The sequence below is a fragment of the Gordonia oryzae genome (assembly GCF_003797185.1).
Classification (GTDB): Bacteria; Actinomycetota; Actinomycetes; order Mycobacteriales; family Mycobacteriaceae; genus Gordonia; species Gordonia oryzae.
Map to the genome: position 1 here is coordinate 211822 of NZ_RKMH01000007.1, position 20723 is coordinate 232544.

Annotated in this window: 1 protein-coding gene (running past both ends of the window); it reads right to left on the minus strand. The window is 69.4% G+C overall.

All 20723 nt of this window come from inside a single coding sequence — locus EF294_RS11115, non-ribosomal peptide synthase/polyketide synthase (RefSeq protein ID WP_123929553.1), on the minus strand. Of the gene's 40296 coding nucleotides, 19530 precede the window and 43 follow it; the stretch shown corresponds to coding positions 19531-40253, spanning codon 6511 (complete) through codon 13418 (partial); reading right to left, the first codon wholly in view occupies window positions 20721-20723. Both codon boundaries (start and stop) fall beyond the window edges.

Genomic DNA, 20723 nt, shown 5'->3' on the forward strand with positions numbered 1-20723 from the left:
CCGCCCCCGTGCCACCGTGTACTCGCGTCGTCGGTGCGGGGTTGCGCCCCCTCCGACATCAGTGTCGACAGCGTGCTCGCGGGACGGCGCCCCGGGGTGCCCGACGACCACTGCACCAGCGTGTCACGTTCGGCCGGGCCGACGATCGGGGCGGCACCGACCGCAGCGTCGGGCGTCTCGGTCACCGCGTCGAGCACAGCGAGGAAACGCGCCACCAACGTGGCGATACCGGCCTCGTCGAAGAGGTCGGTGGCGTACACCACCGACGACCGCCACGGTCGGTGAGCGCTCGCGCCGATGCTGATCGACAGGTCGAGCTGCGCACCGACCACCGGCGGGGTCATCGGCGTGATGACGATGCCGGAGTCGTCGACGACGGCGTCGGCGTCGGTCGGTGTCGGCTGCGCCATCGTCAGCAGCACCTGCGCCAGCGGTGAGAATGCTTGTGACCGTACCGGATCGACGGCGTCGACGACGGTCTCGAACGGGATGTCGGCGTGCGCGAACGCTTCGAGGTCCACACCCCGGACCTCGTCGAGCAACTCCGCGAATCCTGCCGCGGGATCGACGACGGTCCGCAGGACAAGCGTGTTGACGAACATGCCGATCAGTCCGTCGAGTTCGGCCTGGCCACGACCGGCGATCGGGGTGGCGATCGCGATGTCATCGGTCGCCGAGAGCCGTGCGAGAAGCACCGCGAGTGCCGCGTGGATCACCATGAACGGGGTGACGCCACTCTCGCGCGCCAGACCCGACACCCGGTCGGCGATCGGGCCGGGGATCTCGAACTCGACGAGCGCACCGGCCTGCGAAGCGACCGCGGGCCGCGGATTCTTCGCGGGCAGGTCGAGAACATCGGGGAGCCCGCGCAACTGCTCTCGCCAGTAGGTGAGCTGACGTCCGACGACGGTCTGCGGATCGTCGGTGGAGCCGAGTTCGCGGTGTTGCCACAGTGCGTAGTCGGCGAATTGCACCGGCAGTGGCGCGAATTCGGGGTTCTCGCGGGCCACCCGTGCCCGGTAGGCGGTGATCATGTCCGCGATCAAGGGCCGCATCGATTCGCCATCGCCGACGATGTGGTGGATGACCGCGAGCAGGACCCACTCGTCGTCGCCGGCGTGCCACAGCCGCACCCGGAACGGGGGTCGCGCGGTGACGTCGAAGCCGGTGGCCGCGGCCTCGTACATCTGCGTCTCGTCGTCGACCACCACCCAGTCGAGGCGGGCAAGCACGTCGTCGGGGCCGTGTACCCACTGCACGGGTTCGCCGTCGATCGTCGGGAATGTGGTTCGCAGGATCTCGTGGCGCGCAACGACATCGCGCACCGCGAGCGCCAGTGCATCGGGATCCAGGGGCCCGCTCAGGCGCAACCCGACCGGGATGTTGTAGGCGACCGACTCCGGCTGCAGGCGGTTCAAGAACCACACGCGGCTCTGTGCGAAGGACAGCGGTACGGGCTCGGGTCGCGGGACGACGGCCCGGACCGGCGCGAGTGCACCGGCGCGGCCGGCGGCCACCCGGGCCAGTGCGCGCGGCGTCGACGCCTCGAACACGTCGCGCACACCGAGATCGGCGTCGAGCGCATCACCGACGCGTGCCGCGAGTCGGGTGGCGCTGAGCGAATTGCCGCCCAGGGCAAAGAAATCCGCGGTGACCGACACGGTGGTCACGCCGAGGATCTCGGCGAAGCACGCCACCACCGCGGCCTCGGCGGCCGATGCGGGGCCGACGTGCTCACCGGCGTCGAGCACGGGTTCGGGGAGTGCACGTTTGTCAACCTTGCCCGCAGGCGTGAGCGGCAGGTGGTCGAGGACGGTGACAGCCGCGGGCACCATGTGCGCCGGCAGTCGCCCGCCGAGGAACTCCATGAGGTCGGCCGGTGTCACCGATTCGGCTTCGGCGCCGCCGTCACCCGAGGTCACGACGTAGGCGGCGAGTGCGGTCGCGACCGATCCGCCGACCCCGATCACGACGGCGGCGTCGATCGCGGGATGCGCCGTCAGTGCCGTCTCGATCTCGCCGAGTTCGATACGCAGGCCACGCAACTTGATCTGGTCGTCACTGCGTCCGACGTACTCGATCACCGGCCGTCCGGTATCGGACGAGCCGGTGTCGAACGGGCCGGTGCCGGGGGGTCCGGACCTGGCAACTACCCACCGGACGACGTCGCCGGTGCGATACATCCTCTCGCCCGGCGCGTACGGGTTGGCGATGAACCGTTCGGCGGTCAGCCCGGGGCGACGCAGATAGCCACGGGCGAGCGGGGTTCCGGTCACGTACAGCTCGCCTGGCACACCGATCGGGACCGGGTGCAGACGGTCGTCGAGTACCAGGAGTCCGGCGCCGGCGATGGGTCCGCCGATGTGGACCGGCGCAGCGGGATCGAGTGCATCGCTGATCGCCACCGCCACCGATGCCTCGGTCGGCCCGTACGCGTTGTGGAAGGCCACCCGGCCCGACCAGCCCGTCACGAGCGCCTGCGAGACCGCCTCGCCACCGGCGATCAGGACGCGCAGATCCGGCAGGTCGGCGTCGGGATCGACGGTCGCGAGGACCGCTGGGGTCAGGAACACGTGCGAAAGCTGTTGCACGCGAAGGAACTCAGCCAGCTGCGCGCCGCCGAGCACGTCGTCGGGTCGATAGACCAGAGTCGCACCCGCGACCGACGCGAGCAGCCATTCCAGCACGGAGGCGTCGAAACTGGCCGACGCGAAGCCCAGCACCCGGTCGCCGGTGGTGACGCCCAAACGCTCGACCTCGGCGACGGCGAAGTTGTGCGCGCCGCGGTAGGTGACCGACACGCCCTTGGGCACGCCGGTCGAGCCGGAGGTGTAGATGACGTAGGCGACGGCGTCGAGGTTGTCCGCGCCACCGGGAACGTCGAGGCCCATGTCCGGTTCGCCGGTCCCTGGTTCGACGGTCCCGAGTTCACGCGAGCCTGCGACGAGGTCGTCGACGGTCAGCCAGTCGAGTCCGCCCGGTGCGGGGAGTTCCTCGCCAGGAGAGCAGATACCCACGAGCACAGCCGAATCGGTGATCATGTGCGCGATGCGGTCGGCCGGGTATCCGGGGTCGATGGACAGGTAGGCGGCACCGAGTCGGGTAATCGCCCACAGTACCGCCAAACGGTCGACGCGGCGCCCGAGCGCCACAGCGACGATCGTGTCGGTCCCGATGCCGCGAGCCCGCAGTCCGCGGGCTATCGCGGCCGAGCGGGTGTCGAGATCACGGTAGGTCAGCGATCGACCGTCGGCGTCGGTCACCGCGGGGGTATCCGGGTGCGCGGCGGCGACCTCGGCGAAGACCTCACGCAGATGACGTGGCGTGGCGGCCTCTCCGCCGCTGACCGGGGTCAGCGACCGGCGGGTCTCGACGGGTACCAATTGCAGGTCTCCGCAGGCGATGTCGGGCGCACTGGCGATCGTTGCGAGGATCGTGCGTACCGCGGCGGCGAATCGTTCGATCTGCGCGGCGTCGAAGACGGCGGGCAGGTACTTGAGCGTGATAGCCACACCCTGGGCCGAGGGTGTCGCCGACAGGTTGAGCGGATAGTGCGTCGAGTCGCCGGCGTCGATGCCGAGGATCTGCAGACCGCCGGTCAGGGCGGCGTCGGCGGTCGACAGCGACTCGCTCGCGACCGGGAACGACTCGTACACGGTCAGCGTGTCGAACAGCACGGGGAGCCCGGTGGTCGCGGTGATCTCCGGTAGGCCGAGGTGCTGGTGATCGAGCACGGTGATCTTGTCCTGTTGCAGGCGCCGCAGCACCTCGGCCGCCGACGAGCCGGGATCGACATCGACGACGACGGGCAGCGTGTTGATGAACAGCCCCACCATCGATTCGACGCCGTCGAGATCGGCCGGCCGACCGGACACGGTTTCACCGAATCCGACGACCCGGTTGCCGGTCAGGCGCGAGAGCAGCACCGACCACGCGAACTGCAGCACCGTGCTCACGGTGACCCCGAGATCGCGGGCGAGTGCGTCGAGCGCGGTGGACAATTCGGCGCCGAGATGTTCGGTGTGATCGCGCGGCGGGGTGGAGATGTCGTCGTCGTTCTGCGGCGCCACCAGTGTCGGCTCGGTGAGCGGGGCGAGCACTCGGCGCCAGGTGTCCAGACCTGTCGAGTCGTCGCGCGCGGCGAGCCGGCGGACGTGCGTACCGAAGTCGGCCGCCACTGCACCGCCGCTCGGTTCGGCATCCGGATCCCGGTGCGCGAGCGCGGAGGTGAATGTGGTGCGCCCGGCGTAGAGCGCGAGGAGGTCGGCCAGGACGAGCGGCCCCGACCAGCCGTCGAGCAGGATGTGGTGGTTGGTGACGATCAACGATGCCGTCTCGCCGTGGCGGATCAGCACGAACCGGATCAACGGTGGGGCGTCGAGGGCAAACGGCGCGAGCTTCTCGGCCGCGGCGATCTCGGAGACGGACTCGGCGGCCTCGTGCGACCCTCCGCACAGATCGAGTTCACGCCACGGGATATCGACAGCCTCGGGCACGACGGCGACGACCGCACCGGCATCGGTGCGGACATATCCGCTGCGCAGCACCCGATGGTGCGCGAGCAGCGCGGCGGCCGCGGCATGTAGCCGTTCCACGTCGATCTCGCCGCCGAGCTCGAGAATCGCCTGTGTCACATAGACATCGACGCCGTCGCCCCCGGTGGCCATCTCCGACTGGAAGTACAGGCCCTGTTGCAGTGGCGTGAGCGGCCACACGTCGGCGCCGGGGAAACGCACGGCGAGCGTGTCGAGTTCGTCCTGGCTGATGGTGGTGCCGGGAATGTCGGACGGGCTCGCTCCGATCGGTGCACCGCCGGCCACGACCCCGGCGAGCGTCCGGAGTTCGGCGCTGAAACGCGCTCCGAGATCTGCGACGGCGGCGGCGGTGAAGAGCGCCGACGGGTAGGTCAGCGAGGTGACCAGTTCCCGTCCGCGCGTACCGGTCCGGGTGGCCACGGTGACACTGAGTGCGTTGAGCGCCACCATCGCACCGGTCGCCGACGCGGCGAAACCGGGTGCGTCCCCGGCGGGGGTAAACGGTATCTCCTGTGGCGCAACGGCGTCGGTGCCACCGGTGCCACCGGCTGCGCGGCCGGCGCCAAAGAAGTTGAATCCGATACTCGGCAGCGGGCGGGTGGTGAGCTCACTGCGGGGATCGGGGTTCGCGTACCGCAGCAGCCCGAAGCCGATGCCTGCGTCGGGGATCGACAGGCGTTCTTCCTTGGCCGCCTTGACCGCGTGGATCGCGTCGACCGACGGGTCGAGGCGCACGGGCGCGATCGTCGTGAACCATCCGACGGTGCGTGACAGGTCGCTGCCGTACGGGTGCGGTCCCGATGCGACGATGTCCTCGTTGCGTCCGTGACCCTCCACGAGCACCGACACCGGACCTCGGTCGTCGATGCCGCGTGCGTGCTGCCATCCGCGCACGGCGCGGGCGAGCGCTCCGAGCAGGACATCGCCCGCGCCCCCACCGAAGGCGTGCGGTACGGAGGTCAGGACGGCCTCCGAGGTCGACGGGTCGAGGATCTCGGTGACCGACACCTCGGTGGCGAACCGGTCGCGGCCGGGGTCGACCTCGGCGCCGAGATCGGTGGCGCGGGCAGGCAGCCGATCGAGCCAGTAGCCCTCCTCCGACATTCGGCGTTCAGCTTGGGCGGCAACCGCATCCGCCCACGTACGTGCCGAGGTGACCTCCGGTCGCAGCGCGAGCCCGGTGGCGCCGGACTGGGCCTGTCCCCAGGCGGTGACGAGATCTTCCAGCAGGATCGGCCACGACACCGCATCGACGCCGAGATGATGGATCACCAGGACGAGGCGGGCCGCTCCGGCCGGGTCGACGACGAGTTCGGCGGCGACGAGTGCACCGGTGGTGGGGTCGAGGCGCGCTGATGCGTCGGCGAACGCGGTGTGCAGATCGGTGGTGAATCCGTCGGTGCCGACCGCAGAGCCGGATCGCCGGGCGCCGACCGCGGCTGCGATGTCGACGTCCGCACCGGCGGTGAGCGTCCAGCCGTCGTCGGTGGGCACCAGTGCGGCCGTGAGCATCGGGTGGGTGTCCACCACCCGCGCGAGCAGAGCCGCGACCGACGACGCAGTGGCGTCGGCGGGCACGTACAGCACCCGCGACTGCGAGAAGTCACGGAAATCCGAAGGCTGCGTGGAATGTTCGATCATCCACGACACCACCGCCGGTGGTGCGACGGGGCCGCGGGCACCGGTCTCGGGCAGCATCGGCAGCGTGGTCGCGCTGTCGAGCGCGGCCCGCGCCATCGCGCGCACGGTGCGGTGTTCGAAGATGTCACGTGGCGAGAGCGACAGGCCCGTCGCGCGGACCGCCGACGCGAGCCGGATCGACATGATCGAGTCGCCGCCCAGGGTGAAGAACGAGTCGGTGACCGACACCCGCGGAAGTCCGAGGAGACCGGCGACGATCGCGGCGAGGGTTTCCTCGACCGCATTCGCCGGCGCCACGTACTGTGCTGTCGCGAACTCGAAATCGGGCGCGGGCAGGGCCTTGCGGTCGAGCTTACCTGCGCTGCCCAGCACGACGTCGTCGAGTGGCATCCACACCGTGGGTCGCATGTACTCGGGCAGTGCGGCGGCCACGGCGGCCCGAGCGGCATCGAGATCCACCGTCGACGGCGAGACGTATGCCACCAGATGTGCGCCGCCGGTGTCGGATTCGGCGACGGTGGCCGCGGTGTGGACAACCCCGGGCACCGTCGCGATGACCGATTCGATCTCGCCGAGTTCGATGCGCTGGCCCCGCAACTTCACCTGGAAGTCGGTGCGGCCCAGGTATTCGATCTCCCCGGAGGTGTTCCAGCGCACCAGGTCTCCGGTTCGGTACACGCGGGCGCCGGGCGCCCCGAAGGGGTCGGCAACGAAGCGTTCGGCGGTCAGCACGGGAGCGCCGGCATAGCCGCGGGCGACCTGGGTGCCGCCGAGATACAGCTCGCCGGGCACGCCGACGGGTACCGGGCGCAGCCGGGCGTCGAGCACGAGTGTGGTGGTGTTCCACACCGGCACCCCGATGGGCACGATCCGATCGGCATGGGTGACATCGGCGTAGGCCACCTCGACCGCCGCCTCCGTCGGGCCGAACAGGTTGACGATCGCGACGTCGGGCAGCAACTGATGGGCTCGTACGGTCACCGCGGGCGGCAGTGCCTCACCGGAGGCGAACAGCCAGCGCAGCGAGGTCAGCTCCGAGAACTGTTCGGGCGGGACCACATCGAGGAACACCGCGAGCATCGACGGCACGAAGTGCACCGAGGTGGCGCGCGTCGCAGCGATCAGATCGGCGATATAGAGAGGATCGGCGTGACCGCCGGCGTCGGCGATCACCATCTGCGCGCCGGCGATGACCGGTCCGAACAACTCCGGCACCGAGACGTCGAAGGTGTACGGGGTTTTCTGGATGATGCGGTCGCCGACGGTCCACGGATATTCCGACAAGCCCCAACGCAGCCGGTTGAGCACCGACGCGTGGGAGACGGTGACACCCTTGGGACGTCCGGTGGAGCCGGAGGTGAACAGTGTGTAGAGCGCATCGTCACCGCGGATCGGGCGGAGGCGCTCGGCATCGGTGAACGGTGCGGTCGACTCGTCGACCGCGACGGTGGTGTCCACCACCATCGACGTGACGACACCGGCGAGGGCGTCGAGATCGGCGGTCACCGGACGCGGGCCGGTGAGCAGCACACGGACACCGGCGGTATCGACCATGTGGCGCAGGCGTTCGGCCGGCGCGGCGGTGTCGATCGGGACGTACTGGCCGCCGGCGGCGACGACGGCATGGATCGCGACGACCATCTCGATCGAGCGATCGATGCACACACCGACCGCCACCTCGGGGCCCACGTCCGCTGCGCGCAATGTCCGTGCCAGCGACGCCACCCGCGCGCCGAACTCGCCGAAGGTCACCGTTCGGTCGCGCAGCGACAGCGCCACATCGTCGGGTGCGGCACTGACGCCCGCGGCGACCGCATCGGCAACCGAGCCGGCCGGGATGCGCACCGACGCACCGGTCGCGCGCGCCAGCAGCGCGTCGGTCTCGGCGGCGGCCAGGATCGGTGCGTCGGCGACGGCGATGGCAGGGTCGGCGGTCAGCGAGTCCAGTAGCGCGACAAAGGCGTCGAGCATTGCGTCGATGCGCGCATCGTCGAAGAGGTCACGGGCGAAGACGGCCTCGATCGGCCAGTCGGCGCCGTGATCGGCCACCGAGACACTCACGGTCAGATCGAGTTTGGCCGGTGGATCGGCCGGGCTGACCGGGGTGATGGTCAGGTCGGCGATGCCGGTAGCGGTCGGCGCGGCCGCGAACTCGGGCAGCGTCGACTGATCGAGTGTCAGCATGACCTGCGCGAGCGGCGCGAAGGCTTCCGAACGGACGGGGCTGACCGCGTCGACGATCATCTCGAAGGGCACGTCGGCATGGGCGAACGCCTCGAGGTCGGATTCGCGGACCTGATCGAGCAGCTCGGCGAAAGCCATGTCGGGTGTCACCCGCGCCCGGAGCACCAGCGTGTTGACGAACATACCGACGAGCGGGTCGAGTGCACGCTGGCCGCGGCCGGCGATCGGTGTGGCGACGGTGATGTCGTCACCGGCCGACAACCGCGACAACAACACCGAGAGTGCGGCGTGGACCACCATGAACGGGGTGAGTCCACGCTCGGCGGCGAGCGTGCGGATTCGGTCCCCGACCGCCGCGGGCACCGCACCGGTGACGCGTCCGCCACGTTGCGTGGCCGCCATCGGGCGGGGTCGATCGGCGGGCAGGTCGATGACGTCGGGTACCTCGGCCAAGGCGTCGGTCCAGTACGCGAGCTGGCGGCCGACCACCGACGTCAAATCGTTGCGGTCGCCGAGTTCGCGATGCTGCCACAGGGCGAAATCGGCGAATTGCACCTCCAGCGGCTCGAAATCCGGTGCGCCACCGCGACCGCGGGCCAGATATGCCGTCATGAGGTCGCCGACCAACGGCTGCATGGACTCCCCGTCGGCGGCGATGTGATGCACGACGAGCGCCACGATGTGCTCGTCATCGCCGGTGCGCAGTACCCGGCCACGGATCGGGAGTTCGGCCGCGACGTCGAAGCCGGTGGTGACCGCGGCCTCGATCTCGTCGACGGAATCGACCACCGCCCAGTCCACTTCGTCGTCGATCGCGCCAGCGGGGTGGATGAGCGCCGAGGCACTCTCGCCGTCGGCGACGAAGGTGGTGCGCAGCACCTCGTGGCGGGTAACCACATCGGCCAGCGCCGCACGCAATGCCGCGACGTCGAGCTGGCCGGTCACACGGAACACAGCCGGAATGTTGTAGGTGGGCAGTGCCGGATCGAACTGGTTGATAAACCACATCCGCTGCTGCGCGAAAGAGAGCGGGATGCGTTCGGGGCGTGGGACGGTCGCGGTCACCGGCGGCAGTCCCGACGCCCGGCCGGCCACCGCGGCGGCGAGGGTGCGCACCGTCGGCGTGTCGAACAGATCGCGGATCGACGTCTCTACCCCCAGTGCTTCACCGACCCGGGCGACCAGCCGTGCCGCCGACAACGAATTCCCGCCGAGGTCGAAGAAGGACTCGACGACGCTGATCTCGTCGATCCCGAGGATCTCGGAGAACACGTCGGCGACAGCACGCTCCGCCGCGGATGCCGGTGCGACGATCTCGACCGTCTCGAGCACCGGCTCCGGTAGCGCGGCCTTGTCCAGTTTGCCGACCGGCGTCAGCGGGAGAGCATCGAGGAAGGTCATTGTGGCAGGCACCATGTGCGCCGGGAGTGACCGCGCGACATGCGTTTTCAGATCGGCGGCGCTCACGGACCCGGGGTCGGCGACGACGTAGCCGGCCAGTGCGGTGGCCACCGAACCGCCGACGCCGACGACGACCGCCGAATGCACCGCGGGGTGCGTGGAGAGCGCCGACTCGATCTCGCCGAGCTCGATGCGCAGCCCGCGCAGTTTGACCTGATCGTCGCTGCGCCCGGAGTATTCGAGCACCGGTGCGCCGGTGGCATCGGCCCGCCAGCGGACGACATCGCCGGTGCGGTACATCCGATCACCCGGCCGCCCATGCGGATTGGCGACGAAGCGGTCGGCGGTCAGGCCGGGACGGTCGAGGTAGCCGCGGGAGAGCGGCAGTCCGCAGACGTACGCCTCGCCCGGCACACCGATCGGAACCGGGCGCAGGTGGGCGTCGAGCACCATCAGTCCGGCCCCGGCGAGCGGGCCGCCGAGGGTGACCGGTTCACCGACCGACATCGGCGCGCTGATCGTCACGCCGATGGTGGTTTCGGTGGGCCCGTACAGATTCTGGATACGACGCAGCGGCGCCCACGCGTCCTTCAACGCCGTCGGGACCGCCTCGCCGCCGGCGTAGACCACGCGCAACGCGGGCACCGAGTGCGGGTCGACGGTGGCGAGCACCGTCGGGGTGAGGAAGGTGTGCGTGATCGCCTGACGCATCAGGAGATCCTGCAGCGCCGGACCGCCGACGGCCTCGGCCGGACGGTAGATGAGCACCCCACCGGATACCGCGGCCAACAGATATTCGAGCACCGAGGCATCGAAGCTCGGCGACGCGAATCCCAGCACCCGCGAGTACTCGTCGGCGTTCGATCGGCGGATCTCCTCGGCGGCGAAATTCGCGAGACCCGAATGGGTCACCGCGACACCCTTGGGCCTGCCGGTGGATCCGGAGGTGTAGATGACGTAGGCGACGTTGTCGACCCGGACCTCACCGAGCAACTCCGCGGCAGTGACCGCGGCACCCTCAGCGGCCGCGATCACCTCGGCGACCGCCGGGTCGTCGAGGCGGACCCAGTCGAATGCCGCACCGGGCAGTACCTCGGTGGCGACCGCGGAGAGGCCGAGGATCGCACCGGAGTCCTCCACCATGTTCGCGACGCGCTCGGCGGGATAGTCCGGGTCGATCGGCACGTAGCCGCCGCCGGTCTTGGCGACCGCCCAGATGGAGACAAGCAGATCCACCGAGCGCCCGATCGCCAGTGCCACGAGTTTCTCGGGTCCGATGCCACGGGCGATCAGCCAGCGCGCCAACCGATTCGAACGTTCGTCGAGTTCGCGGTAGGTCAACGAGACGTTGTCGGCGTCGACCACGGCCTGGCGTGGCCCCCAGGTCGCGGCAGCATCAATGACGATGTCGCGCAGAAGTTTCGGTGCGGTACCCGCTCCCCCGGTCACCACGGCGTCGGAGTCTGCGATCGCCACCGGTTCGGGTGCGGACACACGCGCCGCCTCGGCAGTCCGGGCCAGCTCGGCCACCGACGGTTCGCGGCCGACCGCGATGCGACCGACAGGTGCGGCGGGATCACTCAGCGCCTCGTCGAGGACGTCGACGAGACGCCCGGTGAACGCGGAGACCGTCGACTCGTCGAACAGATCGGTGGCGTAGAGCACCGAGCCCGGCCAGTCGGCCCCGGCCGTATCCCCTGCTGTCGGGGAGACGCTCACCAGGAGATCCACCCGGGCGGGAACGACGTCGGTGGCAATCGGTTCGACACGCAGACCGGCGATCTCACCGACAGACAGGTCGGCGCCCGCCAATTCCGGCAGGGCGGTCTGATCGAAGGTGAACCACACCTGGGTGAACGGCGCGAACGCCTCGGACCGCACCGCGTCGGAGGCGTCGACGACCGCCTCGAACGGGGCGTCGGCGTGCGCGAAGGCCTCCAGATCGGTGTCCTTGATCGCGGCCAGCAGGTCGGCGAATCCGTGGTCGGCGTCGACCCGGGTGCGCAGCACCAAGGTGTTGACGAACATGCCGACGAGCGGATCGAGCACGGCCTGTCCGCGTCCGGCGATCGGGGTGCCGATGGCGATGTCGTCGCTGCCCGAGAGGCGGGACAACAACAACGACAGCCCGGCGTGAACCACCATGAACGGCGTGGTGCCGTACTCGACGGCGGCCGCGCGGACCTTGTCCCCGGTCGCGGCCGGCAGTGTGAACGGCACCCGCGCACCGCGGCCGCTCGCACGGGGCGGGCGGGGCCGATCGGTGGGGATGTCGAGGACGTCGGACAGTCCGGCGAGCTTGGCCCTCCAGTAGGCTATCTGTTGCCCGACAACAGATTCGGGATCATCCGGCGATCCCAGCACGTCGTGCTGCCAGAGCGCGACATCGGCGAACTGCACCTCGAGGTCGGCGAACTGTGGATCGGTGTCCGCGGTCTCGGCGAGGTATGCGGTCACCAGATCGGAGACCAGCGGTGCCACCGACTCGCCGTCGGAGGCGATGTGGTGGGTGACGACGGCGAGGACGTGCTCGTCGATACCGATCCGTGCGACGCGTACCCGGATCGGCCACTGCGTGGCGACGTCGAAGCCCTCGGCCACCGCGGCCTGGACGTCGGCGACCGAATCCACCTGTGCCCAGTCGAGTTTCGCCGCCACGGCGGACGGACGGCCGATCTTCTGGTACGGCACACCGGATTCGGCCGGGAAGGTGGTTCGCAGCACCTCGTGACGGGTGACCACGTCGACGACGGCGGCATGCAGCGCGTCGACGTCGAGCAGACCGGTCAAGCGCAACACGATCGGGATGTTGTACGCCGCAGAGGTGGTGTCGAGTTGATTGACATACCACATGCGCTGCTGCGCGAATGCCAGCGGAACGCGTTCCGGGCGAGGCGATACCGCGGTGATCGGCGGGCGAGTGTCACCGTTGCCCGCGGTGGCCGCGACGAGCGCGCGCACCGAGGGCGCATCGAAGAGATCGCGGACGCCGACGTCGGTGCCCAGTGCGTCGGCGGCCCGGGCTGCCAGGCGCATCGCCGACAGCGAGTTGCCGCCGAGGTCGAAAAAGCTGTCGGTGACACTGATCTGCTCGACTCCGAGAATGTCGGCGAACACCTCGGCGACGCGAGTCTCCGCCACACCGACGGGTGCCACGTAGTCACCGGCCTCGAATACCGGTTCCGGCAGGGCTCGCCGGTCGATCTTGCCAGCGGTGTTGAGGGCGATGTCGGCGACCGGCATCCACACGGTCGGCCGCATGTACTCCGGGAGCGACTCGGCGACCACGGCGCGCACCGCATCGAGGTCGACGGTCTCGCCGGGGGTTGCGGAGACATAGCCGACGAGATGCTCACCACCGCCGGGAGCGGAAGCGACTGTTGCAGCCGCGTGCACCACACCCGGGGCCGCGGCGATGACCGACTCGATCTCGCCGAGCTCGATGCGCTGCCCGCGGAGCTTCACCTGGAAGTCGGTGCGGCCCAGGTACTCCAACACTCCATCCGGACGGCGTCGCACCAGGTCACCGGTGCGATAGAGACGGGCTCCCGGCGCGCCGTACGGATCGGCGACAAAGCGCTCGGCAGACAGATCCGGCCGGGCCGCATACCCGCGCGCAAGTTGCACGCCGCCGAGATACAGCTCGCCGGGCACACCGTCGGGAACGCGATGCAACCGCGAATCGAGGACCACCGCCGACGAATTCCACACCGGCACACCGATCGGGACGGTCGGGTCGTCGGCGGCGACGTCGCCGATCTGCTCGTAGGTGATCTCGACGGCGGCCTCGGTGGGACCGTACAGGTTGAAGAACAACGCCTCGGGCCACAACGCACGAGCCTGCGCCGCGACGGCCGGCGGCAAGGCCTCACCGGTCGCCGAGACGATCCGCACCGAATCGAGGCCGGCGAGCCGCTCCTCGCGGTGTGGGCCGGAGCCGAGGATCTCGAGGAACACCGAGAGCATCGACGGCACGAAGTGCACCATGGTGGCGCGGGTGCGGCGGATCTCGTCGGCCACGTACCCGGGGTCGAGATGCCCGCCGTCGGCCAGCACGACCAGGGTGGCACCGATCATCAACGGCGCGAACAGTTCCGGGACCGAGCAGTCGAAGGTGTAGGGCGTCTTCTGTAGCACCACGTCACCGGCGTCGATCGGGAGGGTGTCCAGGCCCCACCACAACCGGTTGAGCACCGCGGTGTGCGAGAGCGTGACCCCCTTGGGGCGACCGGTGGAGCCGGAGGTGAACAGGGTGTAGGCGGCGGCGTCACCGAGGAGTACCGTCGGGCGGTCGGCGTCGGTGACCGGTTGCGCCGCTGCCGAGTTCACGTCGACGTCGGTGCTCGAGTCTACCCGGAGGATGCGAACACCGGCGTCGACCGCGGCTCCGACCGCGGCTGCTGCGGCTTTGGTGTCGGCGACGAGCAGGGCCGCGGCACCGGCGGTGTCGAGCATGTACCGCACCCGATCGGCGGGCGCATTGACGTCGATCGGCACATACTGTGCACCGGCGGTCACCACCGCGTGGATGGCCACCATCATCTCCACCGAACGCGGGATGCACAGCCCCACCGCCACATCCGGAGCGACTCCGGTCGCGATCAGCTCACGGGCGAGCGTGTTGACGCGCGCACCGAACTCGGCGTAGGTGACCTCGCGCGCACCGAAGACCAGGGCGCGGGCGGCCGGGGTTCGGCTCACCTGTGCGGCGAGGGCGTCGGGCACGGTTGCCGGCGCCGGCAGGTCGACTCGCGCCCCCCATTCGCCATCGGCGATGCGGGCGGTCTGCGCGGGGTCGAGCAGCGCGGCGTCTCCGACGGCCACGGACGGCGTGGTGCAGAGTTGCTGCAGCAGTGCGATGAACCGCGCCGCGAGCGCGTCGATCCTCGACTCGTCGAACAGGTCGGTCGCATACGTGACCGACAGACCCCACTCCTGCCCGTCCGGACGGGAGGCGACGGTGACGTAGAGGTCGGTCTGGGCCGCCACGCTCACATCGTCGACGGCAGTGACCGTCAGACCACCCGCATCACCGAGCGCGTCGGTGGCCGAGGCTGCTGGATCGAACGAGAAGATGACCTGGGTGAGAGGCGAGAAAGCCTCGGAACGCACCGGATTCAGCTCGTCGACCAAGGTCTCGAACGGGATGTCGGCGTGCGCGAAGGCATCGAGGTCGGTGGTGCGCACCGTCGCGAGCAGGTCATCGAAGCCCTGCGCGGGATCGATGCGGGTACGCAGCACCAGCGTGTTGACGAACATGCCGACCAGTGGGTCGAGCACCGCTTGGCCACGCCCGGCGATCGGCGTGCCGACCGCGATGTCATCGGTTCCCGACAGTCGTGAGAGCAACACCGCCAGCGCGGCGTGCACCACCATGAACGGCGTGACCCCGTGACGCTGTGCGACCGCGGAGATCGCGGAGCCCAGTTCGGCGGGCATCGGGTGTGCCACGTGGCCGCCGCGCCCGGAGGCGACCGCAGGGCGTGGCCGGTCGGCGGGAAGCTCGAGAACGTCCGGGAGTCCGGCGAGTTGTTCAGCCCAGTACGCCAATTGCCGCCCGACCACCGACTCGGGGTCATCGGTGGAACCGAGCACGGTGTGCTGCCAGAGCGCAAAATCGGCGAACTGGACTTGCAGCGGCGCGAATTCGGGTTCGGTGTGCGCCGAGCGTGCGACGTATGCGGTCACCAGGTCGGAGACGAAGGGTGCCAGCGATTCTCCGTCGGCACCGATGTGGTGGAAGACGATTGCGAGGATGTGCTCGGTTGCCGAGACGGGCCACAGCCGGACCCGGATCGGCCAGTCGACGGTGACGTCGAAGCCCGCGGTGACCGCGGCCGCAACACTGCCCTGCGAGTCCACCACCTGCCAGTCCAGACGATCGACCACCGAGTCGGCCGGATCGATCTGTTGTGCGGGCACTCCGTCGACATCGGGGAATCGCGTGTGCAGCACCTCATGTCGGGTGACCACATCCACCACTGCCTCATGCAGCGCCGCCGCATCGAGATCGCCGGAGAGCCGCAAGACCGCCGGGATGTTGTGCATCGCGGACCCCGGGTCGAATCGGTTGATGAACCAGATCCGTTGCTGAGCAAAGGACAGCGGGACCATTTCCGGCCGTTCAGTAACCGCGGTGACCGGCGGAAGACCTGCGGAGCGACCCGAGATCAGCTGCACGAGTTCGCGAACCGACGGGGCATCGAAGATGTCGCGGACCGAGATCTCCACGTCCATGGCGAGCCCGACCCGCGCGGCCAGACGGGTGGCCGAGAGCGAGTTGCCACCGAGATCGAAGAATCCGGTGGTGACCCCGATCTGGTCGGCGCCGAGGACCTCCGCGAACACCGCGGCGACTCGGGCCTCGGCGGCCGTCGCAGGCGCCACCATCGTCTGCTCCTGCGCGTGCTCGTCGGGCCGGGGTAGTGCGCGGCGGTCGAGTTTGCCGGCCGAGTTGAGGACAACGCGCTCCAGCGGAATCCATATCGACGGACGCATGTACGCCGGCAGGGCATTCCGGACCGCCGCGTCGACCGCGTCGAGATCCACCGACTCGGGCGCGAGATAGGCGACCAACTGCTGCTCACCGGCGATCTCGACCACTGTGGCCGCAGCGTGTACCACACCGGGAACCGCGGCGACGACCGCTTCGATCTCGCCGAGTTCGAGGCGCTGGCCACGGAGTTTGACCTGGAAGTCGGTGCGCCCCAGATAGTCGATCTCACCTCGGGTATTCCATCGGACGAGATCGCCGGTCCGGTAGAGCCTGCTTCCCGGCACACCGAGAGGATCGGCAACGAAACGTTCGGCGGTGAGGTCGGGACGCGCAGCGTATCCGCGGGCGACCTGGATCCCGCCGAGATAGAGTTCACCGGGAAGCCCCGGGGGCAGTGGCCGCAGCCGTGCGTCGAGCACGTGAGCGGTGGTGTTCCACACCGGTGTGCCGATGGCTACGGTCTGTTCGTTCGGCATCACCTCGTGCGCGGTCACGTCCACCGCAGCCTCGGTCGGACCGTAGAGGTTGTGCACCGCGACACCTGGGAGCAGCCGGAGCAGGGAGTGTGCGGTCGCGCCCGCAAGCGCCTCTCCGGAGGTGAAAACGGCACGAAGCGACGTCAACTCCGCAATGTCTGCGCCCAGGACATCGATGAACGCCGACAACATCGACGGCACGAAGTGCATGACCGTGGCTCGATGGCGGCGCACCACCTCGGCCACATACCGCGGATCCCCATGTCGTCCGGCCTCGGCCAGCACCATGGTCGCGCCGGTCAGCGCCGGCAGGAACAACTCCCACACTGACACGTCAAAGGTGTTGGGAGTCTTGTGGATCACCACATCGCGAGGGCCGACATCGTAGGCGGCTGCCATCCAGTCCAGGCGGTTGAGGATGGCCCGATGACCGACGGTGACCCCCTTGGGTCGACCGGTGGAGCCCGATGTGAACAGTGTGTAGGCAGCGTTGTCAGCTCGCAACGGACCGAGTCGCTCCGAGTCGCTGACCGGGGGTGTCGCGGTGTCGATCGGATCGAGTGCGTCGACGGTGATGACCGAGGCCAGGCCGCCGAGGCGATGCGCCGCGTGCTCTTCTGCTGCGCCCGATCTATCCGGCGCCACCAGCGCCACCTCTAACCCGGCGGTCTCGACCATGTAGCGCACGCGTTCGTCCGGGGCATCGGGATCGATCGGTACGTAGTGTCCGCCGGCGGCGACGACGGCGTGAATCGCGATCACCATCTCGGCACTCCGGGGCAGGCACACGGCAACAGGTGTGTCGGGTCCGACACCCTGGGCGATCAGGCGCCGGGCCAGCGCCCAGACCCGAGTGCCGAACTCGGCGTTGGAGATCTTTCGGTCGCCCTCGACGATCGCGACCCTATCCGGATATGCCGACAGCGCATCGGCCACCCGACCCGCGAGGTCGGTGCTGCTGGAAACCCTGGTTGCGGTGACCACCGGCCCGCAGGCCCGGCCAAGGACCTCGCGTCGGCGATCCGCACTCATGATCGGGATGTCGGCGAGCAACGCATCCGGCCGATCGACCACGGATTCCAGGATCTCGCCTAGCATCTCGGCGAACACCTCGACGTGTGCGGCGTCGAACGCCGCCGGAAGGTAGGACAGGCGTATCCGCATCTGCTCGCCGTCGGGCATGGTCGCCAGAGTGAGCGGGTAATGCGTCGAGTCGCGGCTGTCGATGGCCCGCAGATCCAGTTCACCGATGGCTTCGCCACGCGATGTCGATTCCAACGACGCGGTGTCGATCGGGTAGGACTCGTGCACGGTAAGGGTGTCGAACAAAGCACCCGACAGTCCGGTGAGGGCCACCAGATCGGGTAGCCCCACGTGCTGATGATCGAGCACGGAGACCTTGGCGGCCTGCAGCCGCGACAAGACATCACCGATGGTCGCATCGGGATCGACGTCGACAACGGCGGGCAGCGTGTTGATGAACAACCCGACCATCGTTTCCACACCGTCGAGGTCGGCCGGACGACCCGAGACCGTCTCACCGAAAGTGACCACGCGTTGCCCGGTCAGCCGCGAGAGCAGTACCGCCCAGGCGAACTGCATGACCGTGGAGATCGTCACACCGCGCGAGCGGACGAGATCTTCGAGTGCGGTGGTGGAATCGTCGTCCAGCCTGACCGAATGTGTGTGCGGCGCAGCCGCTGCGGTCGCCTCGATACCCGGGGCCACCAGGGTGGCGCCCTCCACCGGTGCCAGCACAGCACGCCAGGCCTCGAGGCCCTCCCCGACGTCGGCGCGCGCCACACGCATCAGGTGTGCCGCGAAATCGGTATCGCCGCTGCGTGTTCGACCGGTGTACGAGGTGCCGGTGGCGTACAGCGCGAGTAGGTCGGCCAGGACCAGTGGGCCCGACCAGCCATCGAGAAGTAGATGATGGTTGGTGATGATCACCTCGGCGCCGTCGCGGTGACGGACGACCGTGAAGCGCACCAGAGGCGGCGACGAGAGGTCGAACCGGGCGATGCGTTCGGCGTCCGCGAGCGCGCGCACCTCGGTGGCCACGCCGTCGGCGGAACCGTCGAGATCGACCACGTGCCAAGGAACCTCGACCGTCGCCGGGACGACCGCCACGACCGCACCGCTCGCCGTGCGGACATAACCGCTGCGCAATACGCGATGTTCGTCGAACAGGCGTTGCGCCGCCCGGCGGAGCCCCACGAGGTCGACCACGCCGAGCGACACCACGGCCTGGGTGAGGTAGACATCGATGGTGTCGGCTCCGCTGCCGGCCCGCTCGGACTCGAAGTACAGCCCTCGTTGCAGCGGCGTCAGCGGCCACACGTCCGCACCGGGGTACCGATGTGCCAGGGCGTCGAGATCGTGCTGGGTGACCCCGGATCCGGGGACGTCCGACGGGCTGTGACCCAGATCGTCACCGCGGGTGACCGTCTCGACCAGCGCGGCGAGCTCGGAGCGCCACCGACCGGCGAGATCGTCGATGTCGGCGGCGTCGAACATACCCGCCGGGAAGGCGATGTCGGCGACCAGGTTCCGTCCCTGCGGCGTCGACTGGGTCCCCACGTTGACGGCAAGTGCGTTGAGCACCACCATCGCTCCCGACGCCGACGATCCCAGCCCGCGCACGTCGGCGGTGGGCGCGAATGGTGCGGCCGTGCCGCCAGAGTCGTCGGCGCGGCCGCCGGCGCCGAAGTAGTTGAAGCCGATCGCCGGCAGCGGCCGACGAGCGAGCTCGGTATCGGTTCGGGTGCCGTAGGGGCCATAACGCAACCACCCGAATCCGGCTCCCGAATCCGGTTGTCCGAGACGCTCTTCCTTCGCCGCCTTTACCGCGTGCACGACGTCGTCGGCGGGGTCGAGTGCCAGCGGGGAGATCGTGGTGAACCAGCCGACGGTCCGTGACAGGTCCGCTCGGCGTGGGTCGGCACCGGAGGCCGCCAGTTCTTCCTGACGTCCGTGGCCCTCGACGAGAACGGTGACCGGCTGCTTGTCGAGGATCCCACGTGCTACCTGCCATGAGCGCACCGCACGTGCGAGCGCACCGAGCAGGACGTCGTTGACGTTGCCCCGCAACGCCGCCGGGACCTCGGTCACGAGCGGCTCGGTGAGCGAGGCGTCGAGGGCCAGGGTGACCGATACGGTGGTACCAGCCCGATCACGCGAACGGTCGATGCTCGCGCCGAGCGACGTGGTCGCCCGTCCGAGCCGCTGCAGCCAATGGTCGAGTTCGTCGGCGCGGTCGGCCGATGACTGCGCCAGACGGTGGTACCACCCGCGTTCGGAGGTGGCCTCGGCGCGCAGTTCGACGGGCCGCCGGCCGGTGCGTTGAGACCATGCGGTGACCAGATCCTCGATCAGGATCGGCCACGAGACGGCGTCGACCGAAAGGTGGTGCAGCACCAGCACGATGCGGGCATTGCCGTCACGATCGTGGACCAGTCGGGCGGCCAGCGTGACACCGGCACCTGGGTCCAGGGACGCCGAGGCACTCGCGTGCGCCTCGCGGAGCGCGGTCGCGTACTCGTCGCTGCCGACGGCCCAGGGTACCGAGGTCTCGGTGACTGTCGTGCGCAGGTCCACCTCGACCCCGACCGTCATCCGCGCACCGCCGTCGGCGACGTCGAGGCGCGTCGCCAGCGCCGGGTGGACGGCCACGAGTTCGGCGAGGAGTTCAGCCAGGTCGTCGACGGTCAGACCGGCAGGCGCGGCGAGCACCATCGCCTGCGAGAAGTCGGCGAAATCGTCAGGAGTGTCGGACAGTTCGAGCATCCATGACACGACCGGCGGGATCGGCACCTCACCGCGATTGCCACCGGCGGGGTCGGTGAGGTCGGGCAGGGCGGTGCGCTGCGCCGTCAGGGCCCGGGCCATCTCGCGCACGGTTCGATGCTCGAAGATATCGCGTGGGCTCAACCTGAGCCCACCGGCGCGTGCCGCCGAGGCCAGCTGGATCGACATGATCGAGTCACCGCC